Origin of the sequence: Pseudomonas sp. YuFO8 (genome assembly GCF_035065025.1) — a bacterium.
In the GTDB taxonomy this organism is placed as follows: Bacteria; Pseudomonadota; Gammaproteobacteria; order Pseudomonadales; family Pseudomonadaceae; genus Aquipseudomonas; species Aquipseudomonas putida_AE.
Window position 1 is genome coordinate 305,551 of record NZ_JAXDEQ010000003.1, and the last position, 21,105, is coordinate 326,655.

General features: G+C 59.6%; 18 protein-coding genes and 1 tRNA gene. 6 read left to right on the forward strand and 13 right to left on the reverse strand.

The features are described 5' to 3' along the window. Nucleotides 1–204 precede the first annotated feature (204 nt). On the forward strand, nucleotides 205–1,830 hold the full coding sequence (locus tag SOP95_RS04855) for an NADP-dependent glyceraldehyde-3-phosphate dehydrogenase (protein WP_323606409.1): 1,626 nt from the start codon (nucleotides 205–207) through the stop codon (nucleotides 1,828–1,830). Nucleotides 1,831–1,874: 44 nt separating this feature from the next. Continuing rightward, the gene (locus tag SOP95_RS04860) at nucleotides 1,875–2,897 is read left to right on the forward strand and encodes an FUSC family protein (protein ID WP_323606439.1); all 1,023 of its coding nucleotides are present in this window, start codon (nucleotides 1,875–1,877) and stop codon (nucleotides 2,895–2,897) included. Between the two features lie 5 nt (nucleotides 2,898–2,902). Here the strand turns inward: SOP95_RS04860 and SOP95_RS04865 are convergent, their stop codons facing one another. Beyond that, on the reverse strand, nucleotides 2,903–3,796 hold the full coding sequence (locus tag SOP95_RS04865) for a DMT family transporter (RefSeq protein WP_323606410.1): 894 nt from the start codon (nucleotides 3,794–3,796) through the stop codon (nucleotides 2,903–2,905). 136 nt (nucleotides 3,797–3,932) lie between these two features. Here SOP95_RS04865 and SOP95_RS04870 point away from each other — a divergent pair, with 136 nt between their 5' ends. Then, nucleotides 3,933–4,370 (forward strand): Lrp/AsnC family transcriptional regulator, encoded by a 438-nt coding sequence (locus SOP95_RS04870; RefSeq protein WP_007987480.1) that lies wholly within the window; start codon nucleotides 3,933–3,935, stop codon nucleotides 4,368–4,370. A 66-nt stretch (nucleotides 4,371–4,436) separates the two neighbouring features. Here the strand turns inward: SOP95_RS04870 and SOP95_RS04875 are convergent, their stop codons facing one another. Further along, entirely contained in the window at nucleotides 4,437–5,108 is a 672-nt protein-coding gene (locus tag SOP95_RS04875) for a Bax inhibitor-1/YccA family protein (protein ID WP_034147218.1), read from the reverse strand. 123 nt (nucleotides 5,109–5,231) lie between these two features. On the opposite strand from SOP95_RS04875, the gene SOP95_RS04880 reads away from it, so the two are divergent. After that, nucleotides 5,232–5,319, forward strand: a tRNA-Ser gene (locus SOP95_RS04880). A gap of 292 nt (nucleotides 5,320–5,611) precedes the next feature. On the opposite strand, the gene SOP95_RS04885 is transcribed toward SOP95_RS04880, so the two are convergent. The 3 genes from SOP95_RS04885 to SOP95_RS04895 form a co-directional block, all read right to left on the reverse strand. Continuing rightward, nucleotides 5,612–5,842: a hypothetical protein gene (locus SOP95_RS04885; RefSeq protein WP_274075888.1), complete on the reverse strand. Its 231-nt coding sequence runs from the start codon at nucleotides 5,840–5,842 to the stop codon at nucleotides 5,612–5,614. Beyond that, entirely contained in the window at nucleotides 5,829–6,584 is a 756-nt protein-coding gene (locus SOP95_RS04890; protein WP_274075887.1) for a zeta toxin family protein, read from the reverse strand. Before SOP95_RS04890 ends, SOP95_RS04885 begins: the two co-directional genes overlap by 14 nt. A gap of 537 nt (nucleotides 6,585–7,121) precedes the next feature. Continuing rightward, nucleotides 7,122–7,946, reverse strand: coding sequence for a MinD/ParA family protein (locus tag SOP95_RS04895; protein WP_323606412.1), 825 nt, complete (start codon nucleotides 7,944–7,946; stop codon nucleotides 7,122–7,124). 177 nt (nucleotides 7,947–8,123) lie between these two features. Here SOP95_RS04895 and SOP95_RS04900 point away from each other — a divergent pair, with 177 nt between their 5' ends. Both SOP95_RS04900 and SOP95_RS04905 read left to right on the forward strand, forming a co-directional pair. Next, entirely contained in the window at nucleotides 8,124–9,983 is a 1,860-nt protein-coding gene (locus tag SOP95_RS04900; protein ID WP_274075885.1) for an ABC transporter ATP-binding protein, read from the forward strand. 254 nt (nucleotides 9,984–10,237) lie between these two features. Further along, nucleotides 10,238–11,695: a sensor histidine kinase gene (locus SOP95_RS04905; protein WP_323606414.1), complete on the forward strand. Its 1,458-nt coding sequence runs from the start codon at nucleotides 10,238–10,240 to the stop codon at nucleotides 11,693–11,695. Between the two features lie 20 nt (nucleotides 11,696–11,715). Here SOP95_RS04905 and SOP95_RS04910 read toward each other — a convergent pair whose 3' ends face one another. The 8 genes from SOP95_RS04910 to SOP95_RS04945 form a co-directional block, all read right to left on the reverse strand. Further along, a complete protein-coding gene (locus SOP95_RS04910) occupies nucleotides 11,716–13,380 on the reverse strand; it encodes a hypothetical protein (protein WP_323606415.1) in 1,665 nt (554 codons plus the stop codon). Between the two features lie 33 nt (nucleotides 13,381–13,413). After that, a complete protein-coding gene (locus SOP95_RS04915; RefSeq protein ID WP_274075882.1) occupies nucleotides 13,414–13,905 on the reverse strand; it encodes a hypothetical protein in 492 nt (163 codons plus the stop codon). Between the two features lie 10 nt (nucleotides 13,906–13,915). Then, nucleotides 13,916–14,638, reverse strand: coding sequence for a hypothetical protein (locus SOP95_RS04920; protein ID WP_274075881.1), 723 nt, complete (start codon nucleotides 14,636–14,638; stop codon nucleotides 13,916–13,918). Continuing rightward, on the reverse strand, nucleotides 14,635–16,125 hold the full coding sequence (locus SOP95_RS04925) for a formylglycine-generating enzyme family protein (protein WP_323606441.1): 1,491 nt from the start codon (nucleotides 16,123–16,125) through the stop codon (nucleotides 14,635–14,637). Before SOP95_RS04925 ends, SOP95_RS04920 begins: the two co-directional genes overlap by 4 nt. An 88-nt stretch (nucleotides 16,126–16,213) precedes the next feature. Further along, on the reverse strand, nucleotides 16,214–17,443 hold the full coding sequence (locus tag SOP95_RS04930) for an ABC transporter permease (RefSeq protein ID WP_323606416.1): 1,230 nt from the start codon (nucleotides 17,441–17,443) through the stop codon (nucleotides 16,214–16,216). Beyond that, the gene (locus tag SOP95_RS04935; RefSeq protein WP_323606417.1) at nucleotides 17,430–18,143 is read right to left on the reverse strand and encodes an ABC transporter ATP-binding protein; all 714 of its coding nucleotides are present in this window, start codon (nucleotides 18,141–18,143) and stop codon (nucleotides 17,430–17,432) included. Before SOP95_RS04935 ends, SOP95_RS04930 begins: the two co-directional genes overlap by 14 nt. Before the next feature lie 13 nt (nucleotides 18,144–18,156). Continuing rightward, complete coding sequence (locus tag SOP95_RS04940) at nucleotides 18,157–20,106, reverse strand: vWA domain-containing protein (RefSeq protein ID WP_274076000.1); 1,950 nt, start codon at nucleotides 20,104–20,106, stop codon at nucleotides 18,157–18,159. A 59-nt stretch (nucleotides 20,107–20,165) separates the two neighbouring features. Further along, nucleotides 20,166–21,104: a hypothetical protein gene (locus SOP95_RS04945; protein WP_274075878.1), complete on the reverse strand. Its 939-nt coding sequence runs from the start codon at nucleotides 21,102–21,104 to the stop codon at nucleotides 20,166–20,168. Between the last annotated feature and the right edge of the window lies 1 nt (nucleotide 21,105).

Below are 21,105 nucleotides of genomic sequence, written 5' to 3' on the forward strand. Positions count from 1 at the left end.
TCCCAGGTCAAAAGATCGCGTTTCACCCAACGCCGTTTGCGGTCTACGCTTGAAGCACAACAACCACAGCTTCACCCCTCTATTCTGCCCATCAGCGCTCGATTGCAGCTAAAAAACCGCATCAACAAGGCGTATAACCCTTGAACCGGATTCTTCAACGGCTAGCCATAAGCGCACGGCTGACACTACACACGGGGTAGCGACATGACCACAGCACAGATCCTTGGCAACCTGTTTCCCGATGCCGTCAGCATCCCGGAAAAATACCGTCTCGACGGCCCGACCGAACAACGTGAGTACCTGGTCGACGGCGTCCTCAAGACCTGGCCAGGTCCCCTCGCCCAGGTTCGCAGCCCGGTGTACCTCGCAGGCCCCGGCGGCGATGAACAAGTCATCCTCGGCAGCACGCCGCTGCTGGATGCCGCCACCGCCCTGACCGCCCTCGATGCCGCGGTGCGCGCCTATGATCGCGGCCAGGGTTTGTGGCCGACCATGCGCGTGGCCGAGCGCATCCAGCACGTCGAAACCTTCCTCGGCCACATGCGCGAACAGCGCGACGCGGTGGTCAAGTTGCTGATGTGGGAAATCGGCAAGAACCTCAAGGACTCGGAGAAGGAATTCGACCGCACCTGCGACTACATCGTCGACACCATCAACGCCCTCAAGGAACTCGACCGTCGCTCCAGCCGCTTCGAGCTGGAACAGGACACCCTCGGCCAGATCCGCCGCGTACCGCTGGGCGTGGCGCTGTGCATGGGGCCCTACAACTATCCGCTGAACGAAACCTTCACCACGCTGATCCCGGCGCTGATCATGGGCAACACCGTGGTGTTCAAGCCGGCCAAGCTTGGCGTGCTGTTGATTCGCCCATTGCTCGAGGCCTTCCGCGACAGCTTCCCGGCCGGGGTGATCAACGTGATCTACGGCAGCGGGCGCGAGACGGTCAGTGCGCTGATGGCCAGCGGCAACATCGACATCTTTGCCTTCATCGGCACCAACAAGGCCGCCAGCGACCTGAAGAAACTGCATCCAAGGCCCCATCGCCTGCGTGCGGCGCTGGGACTCGATGCGAAGAACCCCGGTATCGTCCTGCCGGAGGTAGACCTGGACAACGCGGTCAACGAAGCCGTCACCGGCGCCCTGTCCTTCAACGGCCAGCGTTGCACCGCGTTGAAGATTCTTTTTGTCCATGAAGACGTAGTCGATGCCTTCATCGAGAAATTCAACGCCAAGCTCGCCACGCTCAAGCCCGGCATGCCCTGGGACAGCGGCGTGGCCCTGACGCCGCTGCCGGAGTCATCCAAGGTCGATTACCTGCACTCATTGGTGGCCGACGCCGAAAGCAAGGGCGCCAAAGTGGTGAACCCCCATGGCGGCGAGGCCCGCGCGTCGTTCTTCTACCCTGCCGTGCTGTACCCGGTGACGCCGCAGATGCGGGTCTACCAGGAAGAGCAATTTGGCCCGGTGGTGCCGATCGTGCCCTATCGCCATCTGGACACGGTGATCGATTACGTCCTCGAATCGGACTTCGGCCAGCAACTGAGCATCTTCGGCACCAACCCGGTGGCGGTCGGCCGACTGGTCGATACCTTCGCCAACCAGGTCGGGCGCATCAACCTCAACGCCCAATGTCAGCGCGGCCCGGACACCTACCCGTTCAACGGCCGGAAAAATTCCGCCGAGGGCACCTTGTCGGTCCATGACGCCCTAAGGGTGTTTTCGATCCGCACGCTGGTGGCGACCAAGTTCCAGGAGACCAACAAGGATCTCATCAGCGAGATCATCAGCGGCCGCAGTTCCAGCTTCCTGACCACTGATTACATCTTCTGAGGAGAGCCAACCTGAGCGCATCCACGGCCCTTCGCCTGCCACCGCTGCTGCGTCGGTTACTGCGTCCGTTGCTGGACCCGTACCGGCGCTATCGCCATGCGCGGATGATCCATGCGGTACGGGTGTCGCTCGGGTTACTGGCGTCGATCCTGCTGACCACCGGCATCCACCTGCCCCACGGCGAGTGGGCCTCTGTGACGATGCTGGTGGTGATCGGCGGCTTGCAGCACCATGGCAACATCGGCAAAAAAGCCGCCGAGCGCGCCATCGGCACCCTGGTCGGGGCGGCTGTCGGCCTGGTGCTGGTGGTGCAACAGTCCTGGCTCGGCATGCCGTGGCTGACCTATTTCGCCATGGCGGTGGTGTGCGGATTTTTCTCGTACCACGCCATCGGCAAAGGCGGCTACACCGCGCTGCTGGCCGGCATTACCGTCTTCATCGTCGCCGGCCATGGTGACAATCCAGTCTCCGACGGGCTGTGGCGCGGGGTCGACATCCTGATCGGCATTGCCCTGGCGCTGGCGTTTTCCTTCGCCCTGCCGCTCTATGCGGTCTATTCCTGGCGTTACAACCTGGCTGACGCCTTGCGAGATTGCGCGACACTCTACGGGCGCATCATCAGCGGCCAATCGGTGACGGCCGACGAACACCTCAAGCTGATGGGCCGCCTCAACACCGTGATGGTGCAGCTGCGCTCACTGATGCCATCGGTGTCCAAGGAGGTGAAGATTTCCATGACCGAACTCGATGCCATCCAGCGCCAACTGCGTCTGTGTGTCAGCACCCTGGAGATACTGGGCAACACCCGGCCGGACGCCAGTGACCTGCAAACGGCATTGAAAGCGGAGCATCGGCTGATTCGCGTGCAATTGATCGGCATGGCTCGGGCGCTGAAGTCCGGCGTCACCGAGCGGCTGAACCGCCCCATGGCGTTACCGGTCGTCAGTCTCAAAGCACCGGTGTACAACGCCCTGGACGGTTACCGTTTATTGACTGAGCAACTGGCCGCCAACATCGGCGATATGCGCCAGCGCCTGGCCAGGACCGCGCCGAACTGGAACATCTGACGGGTTCATGGGGTCACTGTGCGCCGGAATTTCAAACTCCAGCCCTGCTGCATGCCGGCAGCGGCCAGCAGAATCGCGGCAACCCCAATCCATTGCAGCGGTTCCAGGCGATGGCCGAAGGCAAACCAGTCGACGAAGATCGCCGCAATCGGGTAGATGAACGACAGCGCGCCGGTCAGCGCCGTCGGCAGTTTCTGGATCGCGCCATACAACAACACATACATCACGCCGGTGTGCACGATGCCCAGCGTCACCAGGCTGCCCCACTCGCCCGGCGCTTGCGGCAGCGCCGAAAAATGCGCGAATGGCGCGAGCAGCAGCACGCCGGTGCTGACCTGGATCAGCGCAATCAGATGCGGTGGCGTCCCGGTCAGGCGCTTGATGATCAACGCCGCGATCGCGTAAAGGAACGCTGCCCCCAGCGCCAGGACAATGCCGATCAGGTACTGGCTGCCGCTTTCGCCCTGACCGCCATGGGCACTGACGATCGCCAGCATCCCGAGAAAGGAAACCGCCAGCCAGGCCAGTTTCTGCAGGGTGATTTTTTCGTTGAGAAACAGCGCCGCCAGCCCCACCAGCATGAACGGCTGGACGTTGTAGACCGCCGTCCCGATGGCAATCGAGGCCCGGGAATAAGAGGCGAACAGCAGCACCCAGTTGCCGACGATCGCCACGCCGCTGAGCACCGCCAGCAGGAAGGTGGTGCGGGTCAGGATGTCCGCACGCAAAAAACCGAAGGCCGCGCAAATCAACAGCAAGGTGCCGGCGCCGAACAGGCAGCGCCAGAACACCACATCCAGCACCGGTTGCCCGGACACCAGCACGAACCAGCCAATGGTCCCGGAGATCAGCATGGCGGCGGTCATTTCGAACGAGCCGCGACGTATCGAGTTGTCCATCATCAGACTCCTGTGATTGATGGGCAAAGTATGCCAATTGACCGGGGCGCTGCTCCAGTGCAAAAAGCAGGCTAAACTTCGAATCTGCCTTTAATGCGAAGGCAATTTTGCATAACTGCCTAATTGAGGTTTCGCCATGACCGATGACATCGACCAGGTGCTGATCACCGCCTTGATGGAAGACTCGCGACGTTCGCTCAAGGCCCTGGCGCAGATCAGCGGCCTGTCCTCTCCCAGCGTCGCCGAGCGCCTGCGCCGTCTCGAGGAACGTGGGGTGCTCAAGGGCTACACCGTGGAAATCGACCCGAAGTGTTTCGGTTATCAGCTGCAGGCCATCGTGCGCATCCGCCCGCTGCCCGGCCAGTTGCAGGAAGTGGAACGGCAGATCATGGCCATCCCCGAGTTCACCGAGTGCGACAAGGTCACCGGTGACGACTGCTTCATCGCCCGCCTGCATGTGCGCTCGATGGAACAACTGGACACCCTGCTCGACCGCCTCAACACCCACGCCGAAACCAACACCGCCATCGTCAAGAAAACCCCGGTCAAGCGCCGCCTGCCACCCATGGCATAGCCGCCGGTACAGAAGCCGGGCATAAAAAAACCCGCCGAAGCGGGTTTTTTCAATCATGGCTGGCGATCAATCATCGCGGCTCATGATGCCAAACAGCTGCAACAAGCTGATGAACAGGTTGTAGATCGATACATACAGGCTGATGGTAGCCATGATGTAGTTACGCTCGCCGCCGTGGATGATGGCGCTGGTCTGGAACAGGATGCAAACCGAGGAGAACAGCACGAAGCCCGCGCTGATCGCCAGTTGCAGGCCGCTGATCTGGAAGAAGAAGCTGGCCAGCGTCGCACCCAGCAGCACAAAGAAGCCCGCCGTGATGAAACCGCCGAGGAAGCTCATGTCCTTGCGGGTGATCAGCACATAGGCCGACAGACCGCCGAACACCAGGGCTGTCATCGCAAACGCCGAACTCACGACCTCGGCACCGCCCTGCATGCCCAGGTAACGGTTGAGGATCGGGCCGAGCAGGAAGCCCATGAAACCGGTCAGGGCAAAGGCGGACACCAGGCCCCAGGCGGAATCACGAAGCTTGTTGGTGAGGAAGAAAAGGCCGTAGAAACCGATCAGCACCACGAAGATGTTCGGGTAGCCGACACGCATCTGCTGGGCGACAAACGCCATCACGCCGCTGAATGCGAGGGTGAGAGCGAGCAAGCCGTATGTGTTGCGCAGGACGCGGCTAACCTCTAGCTGCTCAGCCTGCACGCTGTTATTAACTGCGTAATCCTGTTCGCGCATGGCGACACTCCTGTTGGTTTGAAACGTTCAGTCGCAAAGATCATAACAGACGCCCTGTAACAAGCTATGCAGAGAGTTTGACAGTGTGTTTCATTCAGGTATTATGGCGCCCGCAACACAAACGGAGGTGTGGCCGAGTGGTTTAAGGCAACGGTCTTGAAAACCGTCGACTGTAACAGGTCCATGAGTTCGAATCCCATCGCCTCCGCCATATCTGATACGACAAAGCCCTGATTATTCAGGGCTTTGTCGTTTCTGAGCTTACGACACAAGAACTGAAGCTCTCATCACCGCCCAAGGTGCGCACTGCCTACGCTGGTACGCTCACCACAGGAATCGGCTTCGCTTTGAGTGTGTTTTGTGCAGTCTGGCGTCGCGCTGCAGAAGTTGAAAAGGTCGTCGATCTCGAGCAGATCCTACTGAACAAACATAAAAAATCCGATGCCAGAGATCCGGTATCGGATTTTCGGGGAAACCTGCTGCGATTCGAACGCATAAGAGCATTACGACACTTTGCTGAGCTGAGCTTTTTCGTCAGTCTCACGATCCGAGTAAGCTGAAGTCTTCTCAGTTTTGTGTGCGTTCTTGATGGCCTCTGCTTTCTCGACAACATCGCGTTGAGAAGCAATGGCCTTGCTGATCACATTTTTGAACACGCCCCGTTTCGTCTCTGGGGACGCATTGCAGAAAAATTCAGCCATAGGACTGGTTTTTCCGGTCTTAGCTGCAGTCATTTCTGTCGACCTCGGTTAGGAGCTTGATGAGCTCAACCTGATCATAGGTTTCAGGAAGCATAGCGTCAATCTGCTCCGCCGAAACGCCTTCCTCGTATGACTCGTCTGAGCCATCAGTATTCTTAATGAGTAGATCAACATAAACATTTACGTCGTAGCAGCGTCTTAGTTCGGCGATGTTCCTACGCACAGCCAAGTATTGGCGAACGAACTCATCCATTGGAATGTTTCGCCCCTCGGTTATCTCCCGAGCTTTTACAAAATCCCAAGCCAACTCCGGCCGCTGATAGACATACATGATTTGTGCAACGCCACCATACCTCAATACCCTATCAATATTTCGTTTTGCCACCTCGATATTCGCCATCGTCCCATCGAGAATGAACGACAAACGCTTTTCAAATGCACGATCCAAAACCTTTTCGAGAATCTTTGTTACTGCCCGCTGGAACAAATATGAGTTACATCCAGTGTACCCAGGAAGCAAGCTTCGAAATTCATCAGGATCGATACGGAGCACACGCTGCCTTGCAAAGCCCAAGTCCCCGCTTTCAAAAGCCTCCACCATAGCTTTGGAGACCTCGGTCTTGCCCGCACCTGGTGACCCGGCCATGAAAACAGTTATCGGCGATTTTTCAGGAATAAAGATGTCGGTGTTGGCAATTTTTCGGGCGATTGAGGCACGCTGAGCCTTCGCGAACGCAATAGCAGCTTCTTCAATTGCAAGTTCTTCTAGAGTCATTTTGCCGCTCTTGCCAATTTTCCTTACGCTAGCACCCTGATTGCTAGCCAAGCCACCTCTCGAGTGTAACTGCACATTCGACCCCTGCTGCCTCTACAGCGCCCCCGTGCTTTACGAAATATCCTTAAAATAAAGGTAATGGCCGTTTAATGGCCACCCCCACCGCAACCCCCTAGCCCCTTCTAAGGAAAAAAAGCCGCCATATAGGGCATTGCCCTACAGACAGCAGTTTGCCCACGTGGCTTAAATTCGCTCCCCAGCAAGGACGCATCCCAACCATACACTCGCACCAAAAAGGCAGCCGAGTACGATGCGTTATCTGATCTTCATCCTGATAGCTATGATCGTTGTCACCCTTGTTGCTTCGCTGTATGGGTGGTACTGCCACCTGCGAGATGACGAAGACGACCTGTATTACTGACCTGAAAAATCCCGGCAAGGCTGCGACAGCGCGAAAACGGGACGGATTATTTCCAGAAAAAATAAATCCGGAAAAATACATCTATCCCTTTTCTCTTCTCCATCTCTTGAGGCTCTTTACGGCTTTCTCGAATGTTCGACAAGTCGCTCGACGAAGAACTCCATATGCCCTCCAGGGGAATCCGGTAAAGGCCAAGCGTCAACCTTCAAAGCGATTTCCTGAAATGCCTGGGCGCACTTCGAGTGCGGAAATTGTTCGTAGACCGCTCGCTGCTTGCGCACCGCCCTACGCGCATATTCATCGTACGGCACCATTCCCACATACCGCAGGGAAACGTCGAGGAAGTGATCGGTGACCTTGGCCAGTTTGGCGAACAGGGCGCGACCCTCCTGAGGGCTACGCGCCATATTGACCATCACCCGGAAGCGGACTAAGCCGTAATCACGATTGAGCAGTTTGATCAGTGCGTAGGCATCGGTGATCGAAGCCGGTTCGTCGCAGACCACCAACAGGACTTCGTGGGCCGCCCGGACGAGACTGATCACGGACGCGCCGATGCCTGCAGCTGTGTCAATGACCAGCACATCGAGACTGTCCCCGATTTCACTGAAGGCCTGGATCAGGCCTGCGTGCTGGGCCGCAGACAAATGAGCCATGCTCTGGATGCCTGAAGCCGCGGGGGCGATTCGTACCCCGCCCGGACCGTGCACAAGCACATCGGACAGCTCACAGCGACCTTCAATCAAATCGGCAAGCGTGTACTGACGGGAAAGCCCCAACAGCGTATCGATATTGGCCAAGCCAAGATCGCCATCAAGCAATACCACTCGCCTTCCAAGTTTCGCAAGCGCCAACGAAAGATTCACCGCGACAGTCGTCTTGCCGACGCCGCCCTTTGCGCCGGTCACGGCAATAACCTGCACAGAATGCACACCATCCATGTTTATTGATTCCCTTCCATGTGGAACGCTTGCGAGTAGTCGCTAACTATTCCCTTATACCAATGGTAACTGATTAGTGCAGAGGCATGGCCCCTAGCCATATTACTCAACCTGCAAACCCGCAAAGCAACCATTAAATGGCAGAATCCCCTCACGCTGACCAATTCGGAGACCACAATGCTTCGCGTGTTTGAACAAAGGCTCGACCCATTTCCCCCCGACGAAGCTCCACCACCGCCTGTCGGCCTGATGCGGTTCCTGTGGGCCTGCATGCGAGGCGCCCGCGGTTATGTCCTTTTGCTTGCGCTGCTCAGTGCCAGTGTGTCGATCTACGAAGCCTGGCTGTTTTCCTTTCTTGGGCAGGTCGTGGACCTGCTCTCGACATGGCAGGCCGGTGGCGATGCGAACGGGCAGGAAAGTCGAGTGCTGTGGGGGATCGCGATCGTGTTGCTGACCAGCATCGGGCTGGTGGCGCTGCGCACCATGGTGCAGCACCAGATATTGGCGATCAATTTGCCGCTACGCCTGCGCTGGGACTTCCATCGGCTGATGCTGCGTCAAAGCCTCTCATTCTTTTCCGATGAATTCTCAGGCCGGGTCACGACCAAGGTGATGCAGACGGCATTGGCCGTGCGCGAAGTCCTGTTCACCCTCATCGAAATCGCACCCGGCATCGGCGTTTACTTCATTGCGATCATCGCACTGGCCGGCGGCTTCGCCCTGAAACTCATGCTGCCTTTTATTGCCTGGGTCGCGTTGTTCGGGCTGGCCATGCTGTACTTCGTGCCTCGCCTGGGGCAAGTCGGGCAGGAACAGGCCCATGCACGATCGTCAATGACGGGGCGTATTTCCGACGCCTACACCAATATCACCACAGTGAAACTGTTCTCCCACTCCAATCGTGAAGCGCATTTTGCGCGCGCGGCGATGGAGGATTTCAAGCAAACCGGCTTTCGCCAGATGCGCCTGGTCAGCCAGTTCGAGATCGTGAACCAGGCGTTGGTGGTGGCGTTGATCATGGCAGCAGGCGGCTATGCCCTGTGGCTATGGCACCAGGGTGAGGTCGGTGCAGGTGCCGTGGCGGCCATCACAGCCATGGCGTTGCGTATCAATGGCATGTCGCATTGGATCATGTGGCAAATGACTTCGCTGTTCGAAAACATCGGCACCGTGCAGGATGGCATGGCCACCCTGACCCGGGGCCCCAAGGTGCAGGACGCGCCGAACGCCAGCGTGCTGGTGCCCTCTGGCGGCGCGGTAACCTTTGACAAGGTGAGCTTCAACTACAACGGTGAACGCCAGGTGCTCGACGGCTTGAGTCTGAACATCCGCCCAGGCGAAAAGATCGGCCTGGTGGGTCGTTCCGGTGCAGGCAAATCGACGCTGATCAACCTGCTGCTGCGTTTCTATGACGTAGACAGCGGCGAGATTCGCATCGACGGGCAAAACATCGCCCAGGTGACCCAGGACAGCCTGCGCAGCGCCATCGGCATGGTCACTCAGGACACATCCCTGTTGCACCGCTCCATTCGCGACAACATCGCCTACGGTCGCCCGGACGCCACCGACGCGCAGATCCGCAGCGCCGCGGCGAATGCCCAGGCCGACGGTTTCATCAGTCAATTGAGCGATCGGCAAGGCCATAGCGGCTATGACACCTTGGTGGGTGAGCGTGGCATCAAGCTCTCGGGCGGCCAGCGCCAACGCATCGCCATCGCCCGGGTGATGCTCAAGAACGCTCCGATCCTGTTACTCGACGAGGCCACCAGCGCCCTGGACTCCGAAGTCGAAGTCGCCATCCAGGAAAGCCTCGATGAAATGATGCAGGGCAAGACCGTCATCGCCATCGCCCATCGACTGTCGACGATTGCGGCCATGGATCGGCTGATTGTCATGGATGAGGGACGCATCATCGAACAAGGCACCCACGCTCAACTGCTGGAAAGAAACGGCACCTACGCGCGGCTCTGGCAGCATCAGAGTGGTGGTTTTCTGGGTGAGGATCAGGGGATGGCCGAGGCGATGGATCAGGCGTGAGCGTGAACGCCTCCTGAGCAATCGCTATCCCAAACGCAGGGGAAATCCCCCCGAACATGGGTTGTGAAACCCGCTGGGTGCCTGGCGTTTTTCCTGGCGAAATGATTGCAAGGCGCACCACCAAGCGCGGCGTTGCACAGGTGTTGGGCATGTCATCCGGACAAATCATTGGCATGGATAGTGCTGCTCCTGCAGGGCTTGGATGAGTGGTTGAAGTTGCTGGAACTTCCACAGCATACCCAGGAGTACGCCCTATGCCGGCAATCGACGTATTGCATAAACGCTTTCACCGTAGAACGGCTGACGCGATTGCACCCACTCGACAATTCAATCTCCTGCGCTGGTTTTCGATCGCCAGTTTCCTGCTCATCAGCGTCATAGCGTTTGGGTTGGGTTCTTTTTCGACAAACTTCCTGGTCGCGGAAAGTCTTGAACGCGATGCCCTGATGTCGGCGCAGTTCATCCAGACCATTGCAAAAGGCGAGATACGTCATCGCGGGCTGGCGGCCATGCAGATCGAGGAAGGCCGGCCATTCGTTCAACATGAGAGGACGTCAGAAGAAACCAGGCAGAGCAGCCAGGCTGTCAGCTCCGAGCTCGTGGATTATCTATCGCGTCTGCCAAACTCGCTCCTGATCTCCATTTACTCTCCCCTTGGAACCGTCATCTGGTCCACCAACCCGAAGTTGGTTGGGCAAGTATTCTTGAATGACGAGCTGAAAGAGGCATTCAACTCCAAAGAACGTATATCCACTCGATACAGTAAGGTTGATGCAGGCCGCAGCGAGCAGAAATTCCTGCACCCGCCGAAAAAGTTCTTCATCGAGAGTTACATCCCTCTCGCCGATGGCCAGGGCAACATTCTGGCGGTGGTTGAAATTTACCGGGAGCCCTTCGACCTGATTGAACGCCTCAATCGCGGGCACTGGATAATCTGGCTGACCACGATGGGCGGCCTGCTGCTTTATTTCGCGATTTACCGGATTGCTCGACGAACCTCGGTTCAATTGGCCTCGCAAGAGGAGCAAGTCGTTGCCAACAAGACCTACGTTGGCTTGGGTGAAATGTCCACCGCCGTCGCCCACAGCCTTCGTAATCCACTGGCTTGCATCCGTTCCAGCGCAGAGTTGGCGAAAGACATGGAAGGCCAGCCTGCAAAGAAGCAGATCGAAGACATTGTCGGCCAGGTGGATCGGATGTCGCGCTGGGTGCAGGAATTACTGCTGTGCCTGGGCCCGATCCGCGGCGAGGCAGAACGGGTGGATCCGATGCCGATGCTACAGGCCACACTTGACAGTTTCAGCGCGCAACTGAGTCATGCAAAAATCCAGGTCGAGTTCAAGAATGAGCCCTCGCCCTGGATAATCAGTCATCCGCTTTTGCTTTCGCAGATTTTCAATAGCGTCATTGCCAATGCCATAGAAGCGATGCCGACAGCAGGAAAACTGACCATCCAGACGAGCGTGGATGAAGCCCGACAGTGGCTGAACCTGACCATTGGCGACACCGGGGGTGGCTCTGCACGCCAACAGCAAATGATGGCCTACAAGTCTTTCTACACCACCCGACACGGCAGGCTCGGTATAGGGTTCATCATGGTCAAGCAGATCATGGAAAGCTTCGGCGGCGAAGCGAGTCTGACCATCCAGGAAAAACAGGGCACATCCGTGCACTTGAGGTTCAGGGTTCTGGACAGGAGAACGCTCTGCTGAAGCGTTACCCCAAGCCCCCGTCAACGCTTGCAATGCTCGGGGACCATGACGTCTTGAGCCGCGCGCGTGGTCATCGAGGACAACTCGTTGACGTTATTGGCCGTGAAGACCTTGCCGCCAGTCAGCTGCGCCAGGCAGTTACCCGCGCCGGTGCCGAGAATGTCGATCACATTGATCTTCAAGTGGGGTTTGCTGCGGGCCAGGGCGCGTGCCACGGTACAAGGGTCGCGGCCGCAGCTTTCGACGCCATCGGAGACGACCAGCATCACCGACTCACGATTGACGCCATCGAGCATCTGCCCGGCCTTGGCGATGCCATCCGCCAGAGGCGTGCTCTTGACGGGTTGAATGGCCGCAATGCGCGACAGCAGATTGCCGCGCTGCCCCGGGGAGAAGTAACCCACGCTCGTGGCCTGTGGGCAGTCCTCGACCAGCACCAGGCCGACATTGATGTCACTGGACAGTTGCCGCACGACGGCGCTGGTGGCCTGCTTGGCTGCCGTGATGCGCTTGGGCTCACGCACCACATACTCCCGGGCCCTGGTGTCTGACGTCCCGGTCATCATCCGGGCGAACCTGTCCATCTTCTCCTCCATACCGGCTCTTTCGAGATCTTCATCGGTGGCCAGCAGGCTGATGTCCATCGACCCGGACGCATCGAAGACAATCAACAATTCCGGGGCCAGTTCCTTGGGGCGTTGATCCGGACAGAGATTCTTCGCATTGGTGATCATCTGTTCTTTGCAGTGACGCTGGAGCTGCTCGGTAACCCGGGTCTTCAGGGCCGGGTTGCTCTTGAGCAGCGGCTCCTGGGTCAACATGCCCTGCAAGGTGGTGCAGTTGCTGCCGGCCGCATCAACACGCTTGGCCAGTGCCTCGACTGGATCAGGTTTAGGCGGTGGTACTGGCTTGGGTGGCGGTGGCGGCGGTGCTGGCGGCGGCGCAGGCTTGGGCTCCGGTTGAGGCTCAGGCACCGGTTGAGGCGCAGGCTCAGGCTCAGATTCAGGTTTAGCCACTGGTTCAGGTTCTGGTTCAGGCGCCGGTGGCACTTGCCTGGGCTCCTCGACTTGAGGAGGCACCACGGGCGGCGGCACTTCCACCGGCTTCTCGCGGCAGAACAGCCACCACCAGAGCGCTGCCAGGAGCGCGAGCAAAAGCAGCAGCAATAATGCCCAGAGCCACCAACGACGGGGCGGCCGCCCCTCAACCGCGGCGCTCTCCTGCGCGCCCGCACCCTCTACAGCCGCGACGGACCGCCGTGGGATGATCGCTGGCGGGGGCTGTCCACCGCCCCAGAAGGTCAGCACCGGTTGCCCGTTCAGGCTGAAGAGGTTGCTGTCGGCGGGGTAGCGAGCGGCCTGGCGCAACAGGCTTGCCTGCCGCTGGCCATCTGCGCCCTGCCCTTGGAGCTGCGTTGCCAAACGCTCCACCGCTGCAAGACGTTCACCGAGCAGGTGGCGAACCTCGGCCGCCTCCCTGGCCGGCAACTGGGTGAAAGGCAAAGGCTGCCCACCCAGGTCGCTGTACCACTCGATGACGTCCCCTTCAACCGCTTTGGGTTTGGCAAACAGGGTCGCCGTACTCGGCGGCAAGTGGCGTTTCAGAATGCCGATCAGTTCCTCGTGGCCGGCCAGTACATCGGCGGCACTCTGGTTTTGTGTGGACTGACGAGCGATTCGTTTCATGTTCGAGTGATTCCTGCCTTGGCTTCAGGGTACTCAACGCAATCCCAGGCCGCTTTCCAGATCGGCCACGTTGTCGCGCAAACGCTGCAACTCATACTGCTTCTGCATCACGGCTTTTTCGTCAGAGTCGTTGACCTTGGCCATGTCCTTTTCCAGTTGGCTGATCTGCGCCTGGACGCGCTGGTTGCCCTTGGACTTCTCGTTGAGCCTGGCGAGCAAGGCTTTCAGCGAGCGGTTCAGCTCGTCATTGGCACGTTGTTGCTGGCCAAGCTCGCTGCTGACGCTGGCGCGCTCTTTTTCGATGGCCGCGTAAACGTTGCGGAACAACCGATTGGCCTCCTGTTCATCGAGCAGAACCTTCTCTTTCTCGGTGACTCGCTGGGCATAGACGCCTTGCACGTTACAACCGAACTTGGTGTTGAAGCTGGCGTCTGCATTGTTCGGGTCACAATCGGCAGCAGTGACCGCGCACCCACCCAGGCCGATCAGACCGGAAGCCAGCGTGCAACGAATGAGTGCGTGCATGGCTCGATCCTCAGCCCAATCGAATGGAGGAACGCTGCTGGGACAGCTGGTCGATTTCGTTCTGCAAGGCAGTAATCTGCTGCTGCATGTTGTTGATTTCCGCGTTCAGGGCATCCATTCGCGCACCCGAGCCATGCTGGGAAACCGCCACCTTCTGCCACTCCTGGTGCTTGGCCTGGGCATTGGCCAGTTTGTCCTTGAGGAAGGCGGTGTTGGAATCGATTTCGGCCAGCTGTTGCTGGGCTCTGCTGCGCTGCTGTTGATTGGCTGTGTTGGCCTTTTTTATCTGGGCAATCTTTTGCTTGTCGTCGTTGATCACGCTGCGGGCAGACTGCGTGAGGGCGCGCAACTCCTGGTTGTCCTTGCGTACGTCGGCGGTCATGGCATCCAGACGCTGTTCGTCATTGGCGTATCGGGTGCGAAGGTAATCCAGATAGTAATTGGCGCCCATGCCGACGCCGCACATGACAGCGGCCGAGATCAGCATGCATTGGGTCTGGTTACTCGGGTTGCCCAACATGCAACCGAGGATTCCGACCCCTGCACCACCCGCGCAAGCCTGCCACCCCGAGGTGCTGAAAAATTCCGCGGAGCGGCTATTGGCTATGCGCGGATCCACCGGTGCCTGGCTATCGGAATACATCGACCCCGAACCCTGGCAGCCCGCCAGGTTCAGGAAGCAAACCAGCAGGAGGCCTGTCAGAACGCGTTGACGAGTGGGTGCCGGGTTCATGTCTTTGCTCCTTCGGTCGGGATGGATTTGCACTTCTCGAGCCAGTGACTGCGGGCGACCTTGCCACTCTGCATGTAGCCTTGCAGGTGGTTCCAGTAGGTGTCGAGGTAAGTGCGCAGGTTGTTCTTGCCGCGCGCGGCCATTTGCTGGGCCACCACACCCACCTGCGGTTCTACCGTCGCCTGACTGTAGTTGAGGGCACCGTTGACGACCGTATCGGCGTAGTAGTTTTGCAGGAAGTCGAGCACTTTACCCTGCTCGTCGAGCCGCTTGCGACGGGCAGGACAGGTCGATTTGTCCAGGGTGCTCTGCGCTGCGCAGGTCATCTTGAAGAGCTTCTCGTTCAAGTCGAGAAGCTCTGCGTCGTCCTTCATCTTGGTGCACAGAAATGTCCCCAGTTGCAGCTCCGAACGGATCGCGTGGTCGCGCTGCTCGTCACGTGCCAGGGTGTTGGCGCGCAGATCACTGCGCAGCTGTTCCAGCTGCAACTTGAGCGCATTGTCTTCGACGCCGGCGGCGATGCTGGTGATCTCCTTGACCGGATCCTTGCTGGCCGCCTGCTGCCCCTCGGAACTGGCGGTTTCAGGCCGGACACCCAGGGTTTTCCAATCGCTTTCTATCTGTTTGACCCGTTCGAGTGAAGTCAGCGTGGGGGCCACCAGGGCGAGGCGGAAACCACTGCTCTTGAAGCGACTCTGCTCACTGCCGGTATTGTTGTAATACGGCTGCTCATGGCGCATCGACGTGCGCAGATCCGCCTGGGGCGTCAGGTAGCTGCCGCCGCGCAGAATGAAGCCGCCGGCCTGGCCGTGCTGGCGGTTCAGCTTGTTCAGGTGAAAAGGTTCGAAAGTCATTTCCTCGACGTTGCCGAGCATGTCGTGCAACCCGACGGGGTTGGGCTTGAGCAGGCCACCGAGCTGGAGCTTGCCATTGGCCGATTGTGATCCGGCGAACCAGGCATAAGCGTTCAACCCCTCTGGCGTGGGAAAGCGCATGTCACGGAATTCGGCCGCCGACACGGCAATGCCGCCGCGCGCGGCAAACTCCCATTCGACTTCCGTTGGCAGACGCAGGAAGCCGGCGACGTCATCTTCCTTGGGCAGGGCCTTCGCAGCGTTCTTGCGTAACCAGAGCGTGTACTTGTCGGCGAAATGGGTGGCATCGAACCAGCTCACCCCCGTCTGCGGCAGGCGCAGCATGAGTGCAGGTACCGGGCAGGTATCGGCCATCACGGCCTGGTACTGCAGTTGGCTCAGCTCATACTTGGCCAGCAGGTAATAACGGGTCGACTTCGCGGAATTGTCGGCGAAACTGCCGGCAATCTGGGTGGGTCGGGCCTGCTCCAGGTAGCCCCACTCGTCACTGTCCTGCCCCAGCGTGATGGAGTAGTCGTCCAGCGGCCCTTTTGCCGCCGGCACGTTGATTTTGCGAAAGACCATGGACCCGTTGCACGGCATGGGCAGGATAACGTCCTGTTCCTGCGGCATGGGGTTGAAGTACTCGGCGTCCCAGGCCGCCTGCGCGTCCAGGCTGCCCAAGGCCAGCAGGCAACCCAGCGCAGCGAGCCAATAACGCTCAAATGTCGCGCAGACTTTCGGACGGTTGGATCTGTATCGCACGAAGCACTCCTATGCCCGCGACAAGCACCGCGAGCAGCAAGGCACTGACAAAAGCCAGCAGCACATGAATATTTTCCAATCGGCAGGCGAACTCATCCTTTGCCATATCGACTCCCAGCGCGTGGTTGAATACCGCGCTTCCCGCCAGGTAGGCGCCATAGCCCAGAATGAAGGCCAGGCATGTCAGCAGCGCAGCCTGGATCATCACAAAAGCGGCCACCCCTGCCCGGCGAAAGCCCAGCAGTCGCAACAACGCCAGGCCCTTGCGCTTGCGGTCGATGTTGGCCAGGAAGGCGCCGGCCAGCGACGCCGTGCACCCCATGACCGCTGTCCATGCGATGACGGAGAAGATCAGGCCCAGCACCCGGGTAATGGCCTTGACCGATTCGATTTCATGAACGCTGTTTTTGCTCTCGATATTGCCCTGCTGCAACCATTGGGCGATACCGGCGACCTCGTCCAGCCCCTTGGCATAGATCCGTGCACTGGAGTAGAACTCACGGGGCAGCGCCGGCCCGTTGCCCGTCTCCAGGCCAAACAACGGCGACAGGTCGCCATCACGAAGGCTCTCGATAGCTTCGAGCAGTTCCAGGGTGACCAGTACCCCAGGCCGCGGGAAAGCCCCTTCGGCGAGGATGCCGCTGACGTTCACTTCCAGTTGCCCGGTTTCCTCTTGGTCATGGAGCTTTCGCTGCACGAGCAGGTGAATGCGCTCGCCGGTGCCGACCCCGAGTTTGCGCGCCGCGCTGGCACTCAGCACGACCTGGTCGAAGGCCTGGGGCGCTGCCAGTTCGCCCAACAGGGGATCGCCGTTGGCGCTGGGAATCACCTCGGCGCCCGAAACGAAATGCACAGGGTCAAGGAAGAGGTCGGCCACGGTATTCAGCGAGCGGGTCAGCGGCAGGTTGAAGCCGACCCCCGGTAGCCCATTCAGTTGTTGGAACCACTGCCGATCGAGCTTGTAGTTGCCGAGCACTTGAACTTGCAGGTTGCTCGGGTCGCGGAGCAACTTGTCACGCAGTTGCGTCACTACCCCGTATTTGAGCCCGAACAGCAGCAGCAACGGCGCGATCACGGCCACGAGGGAGGCGACGATGCACAGGGAAACATTGCGGTCGTGCCACAGGTCACGCGCCGCCAGCTCCAGCAGCAGCCGCCGTCGGCCGCCTGTTTCAGGCGCTCTCATGGAACACCGTGCCAGCACAGTCGGCGTCGGTAGTCGGATGGCCGACGATGTTTCGTACGCCACAGTCGCGCACCAGGTCCCAATCGTGGGTCACCAATAACGCGGCTATCTGGAAGCGCTGGACAAGCTCGAGAATCAACTCGAACAGCTTGCGCGCCTGGATCGGGTCGAGTGCTGCCGTGGGCTCATCGGCCAGCAGCAACGCCGGTTGGTGGGCGATGGCGCGCACGAACGACACGCGCTGCCGCTCGCCTATGGACAGCTGGGCCGGCCACTTGCGCAACAAATGGCTCAATCCAAGGCGTTCAATGGCGGTCTCGACCAATTCGCTTTCGCGCGGCAGCCCAAGCATGCGCCGCGGCAGGTCGATGTTCTGCCGCACACGCAGAAACGGTAACAGCCCTCCGGTCTGGAGCACAAAGCCCAGGCGTTGGGCGCGAATGTCGGCCAGGAGACCATGGCGATCCTCGCGCAACAACCGGGCGATATCCAATGGCTGTTCGGTGGCCAGACGATAGGTGCCGAGCCGCTCAGGGCGCAGGACCAGGCCAATCATCTCCAGCAAGGTGCTCTTGCCACTGCCGCTGGCACCCGTGATCGCTGCGATCTCGCCCCTGTGCAAGGCCAGCCGCGGCAAGCTGATCATCAGGCTGTCGGCGCCCACGCCACGCTTGATACCCAGGTCCTCGATCAACAGCATGGTCTCGCTCCATTCAGGGCAGCGCGTCCAGCGGCACCGGGTAGACGTGCTCGCTGGGGTCGCTGCCTTCTGCCAGTGACACCCAGCGATCAACATCCGCGTTATAGCGCTGGTAGAGTTTGAGTTTGGTGTTCAGGCGCCGGATGAGTTCCTGTTGCTGCGTACCGGTCATGCGCTTCCACTCATCTTCATCCAGGCTCAGCACCTCGCTCGGATAGGGCACCCCGTCCAGGTATTCCCCCATCAGGCCCAGCTGGCCGAGCGTTGGCGAATCGCCCTTGGCCAATTGGTTGGGGTCACGCCCCATGGTCGCGGCCACTGAACGCAAGCGGTCGAACATATCGGCCGGCGAGATCAGCCCCTCGTTGGCCGCATCCGCAATACGGCGGACCACGTCACTCAAATCGCTGAGCTGGGCCTTGGTCAGCAGGACGCGAACCTCCGTGGTCGGCACCTGCTGCTCAAGGAGATCGCGATCACTGATCCAGGCCTGGAATACCGGAGGCACGCTTGCCCCCGTTTTCTCGCCCAGGTAGGCCAGGCGCATGGCATGTCCCAGCAATGCGGCGTCGGCCAGCATGCTGTCATCGGCTGGCTGGCCCGCGACCGCCTTGGTGGGCGCCGGCGTTGCCTTGCCGTAATCGGCATCCGCGCCCAGGGCACTGCCGGCGGCCATGTCGCCACGGTAGGCGGCCTTGACCTGATCGGTGATAGCACTCGCCAGGTCGTCGATCCTGGCACCGAAATGGCTGACATCGCCGGCGTCGACGGGGTAGTAGAGGGGTTTATTGAGGTAGGGGTTGAGTGCCAGATCAGTGTATTGGGCCTGGGCGGAGTCGTGATTCTTGACCCCACTCGGGGTTTTCAGGTGCAGCGTGTAAATGGCCACCCCTCTATGTTTGGCTTCCAGGCGCACCTGGTCGGCGTCGAGCCCGGTGCCCGATAACTCGTCGCCCCCGGAAAGCGCCCCCGCGTCGCTGATAAGGACGATATAGCGGGCGCCGAACTCGTTCCAGGCGACCTGGTCCAGGGCCTGCATCACACCTGCATAGGCATCTTCGTCGAACCGGCTACTGGAAACCCTGGCCGGTTTCAACGCCGCGACCCTGCCGAGAAAATCGCTGCCACCCTTCACGGTTGAAGGGTCGACATACATTTTGCTGACATACTCAAGGCCCGGCACCGCCTTGATACTGGAGCGGTAGGCAACCAGGCCGAACTTGACTCGATCGAGCAGTTGCTCCTGTTCAACGCGTTGGTAGATCTTCGTCACCGCTTCCCGGGTGCGATCGATGTAAGGGCCCATCGATTTGGTCGAGTCGATGACAAAGACCACTGCGGCAGAAAAGCCTTTGAGCATATTGGCTTCGTTCTTCGCGTCGGGCTTCTCGGCATCTTGTGCTTTTGCCGGAGCACTGACCGAGGCGATGTTCAGCACCCGTAGCCTGTAGCCCTTCTTCGTCATGACTTCCTGCGCCTCGATCACCGGCAACAGATAGAAGTTTTTCGCCGGATCGACGTAGTAGTCAGGCTCGCGGGCGATCACCTTGGGATCGCGTCCCGAGCTTTTCATGTTGGCGCGAATGGGCTTGAGCAATGCGCTCGCGTCCGCCGCGGTAACCATCTGATCGAGGGTTTTGCGCTCGCGAAAAAACAGCAGGGGTTCTCGATCGGCCGGGTTGGTCAGGACCAGGGTCATCTGCATCTTCCATTCGACCGAACAGGCCTTGTCGATCCAGCCGATACTCTTGCCGAGGCTGTCGGGGCCGACCCGCAGCCATTGCTTGTCACGCTGATAAACGTAGAACCGGGTAAAGGTGGGGACAGCCTTCCCCGTGCTCGCGCCGGTGCTCTCGCGCAGCTGGCAACCGGGCGTGGTCAGCACGCGCTGGTAGAGCGTTTTCTTGCCTTCCTGCAGAAGGGGTTTTTCCTCGGCGGCCAACGGGGTGGCGAAAGCGCCCATCAGCAGCAACCCAAGCCAGGCCAACCTATGCAGGCACGTACTCGTTCTGGTGTGTTCCATCATTTTTTTCGCAACTCTTCCAGACGCTGTTTGACTTCGAGGTTCTTACCATCCCTGGACTCCACGATCTCGTACCAGTAGGCCGCGGTTTCCGCATCGGCTTCCTTGATGCAACCGCCGGGGGTGAATGTTTTCGGATCGAGCTCGCGCGCATAAGCCAACGCGACGTCGGCATCGCCGGCCTGGCCCTGATAGGCATACAACCGCGTGGCCAATTCACAGCGGCCGGCTTCTTTGGCGCGGGCAATGACCTCCAGCACTTGTTCACTGCTCGGTTTGGTTTTCAGGCAGGCCTGGATGAACGCCATGTCATCGCTGCTTTGCTTGAGGACCTCACTACTGCACTGGGCCAGATGTTCTGGAGCCTGCGTCGCAGTGAAAGGCCAATAGAAGTACCCGACCAATACGGCCGCAAACACTCCGCAAGCAGCAAGCACTGCCCATGGCCACCAACGCCTGGGTGGCGTGCGCTCTTCGCGCGGTTCGTCCCGTAGCGCAATAATCTCTTCCGGCTCTTGAACCTCCTCGAGCGGAACCTTCTCGGGCGCGTGAATGACAGGCTTGTCCCGACCCTCCCCACCTTGAGGGTTTCCAGCGGCGAGCGAAGAAAGGATGGTTCCGGAGATACGCAGTACGCCCTTGTCGCTGACGACACCATCACGCAACTGCACCTCGTAGGTCATCCGGTGATCAAGCAACAAGGGATCGACCAGCCAGGGCCCTACTTCACCGGTCAGCGTATCCTTGGCAAACGCCAGCCCCTGGAGGGCATGCCAGACAGGGGTACTGCTCCACGTCCCATCGGAGTCAAGGTAACGACCATCCTGGCTGCGCCGGACAGTGACCTCCAAAGCGGTCTCGCCGCCCTTCCAGCCAGGCACGCTCAACTCGCCCCGGCCGGGTTGTCCGCTGGCTGCGGCCTTGAGCGTGATGATCATG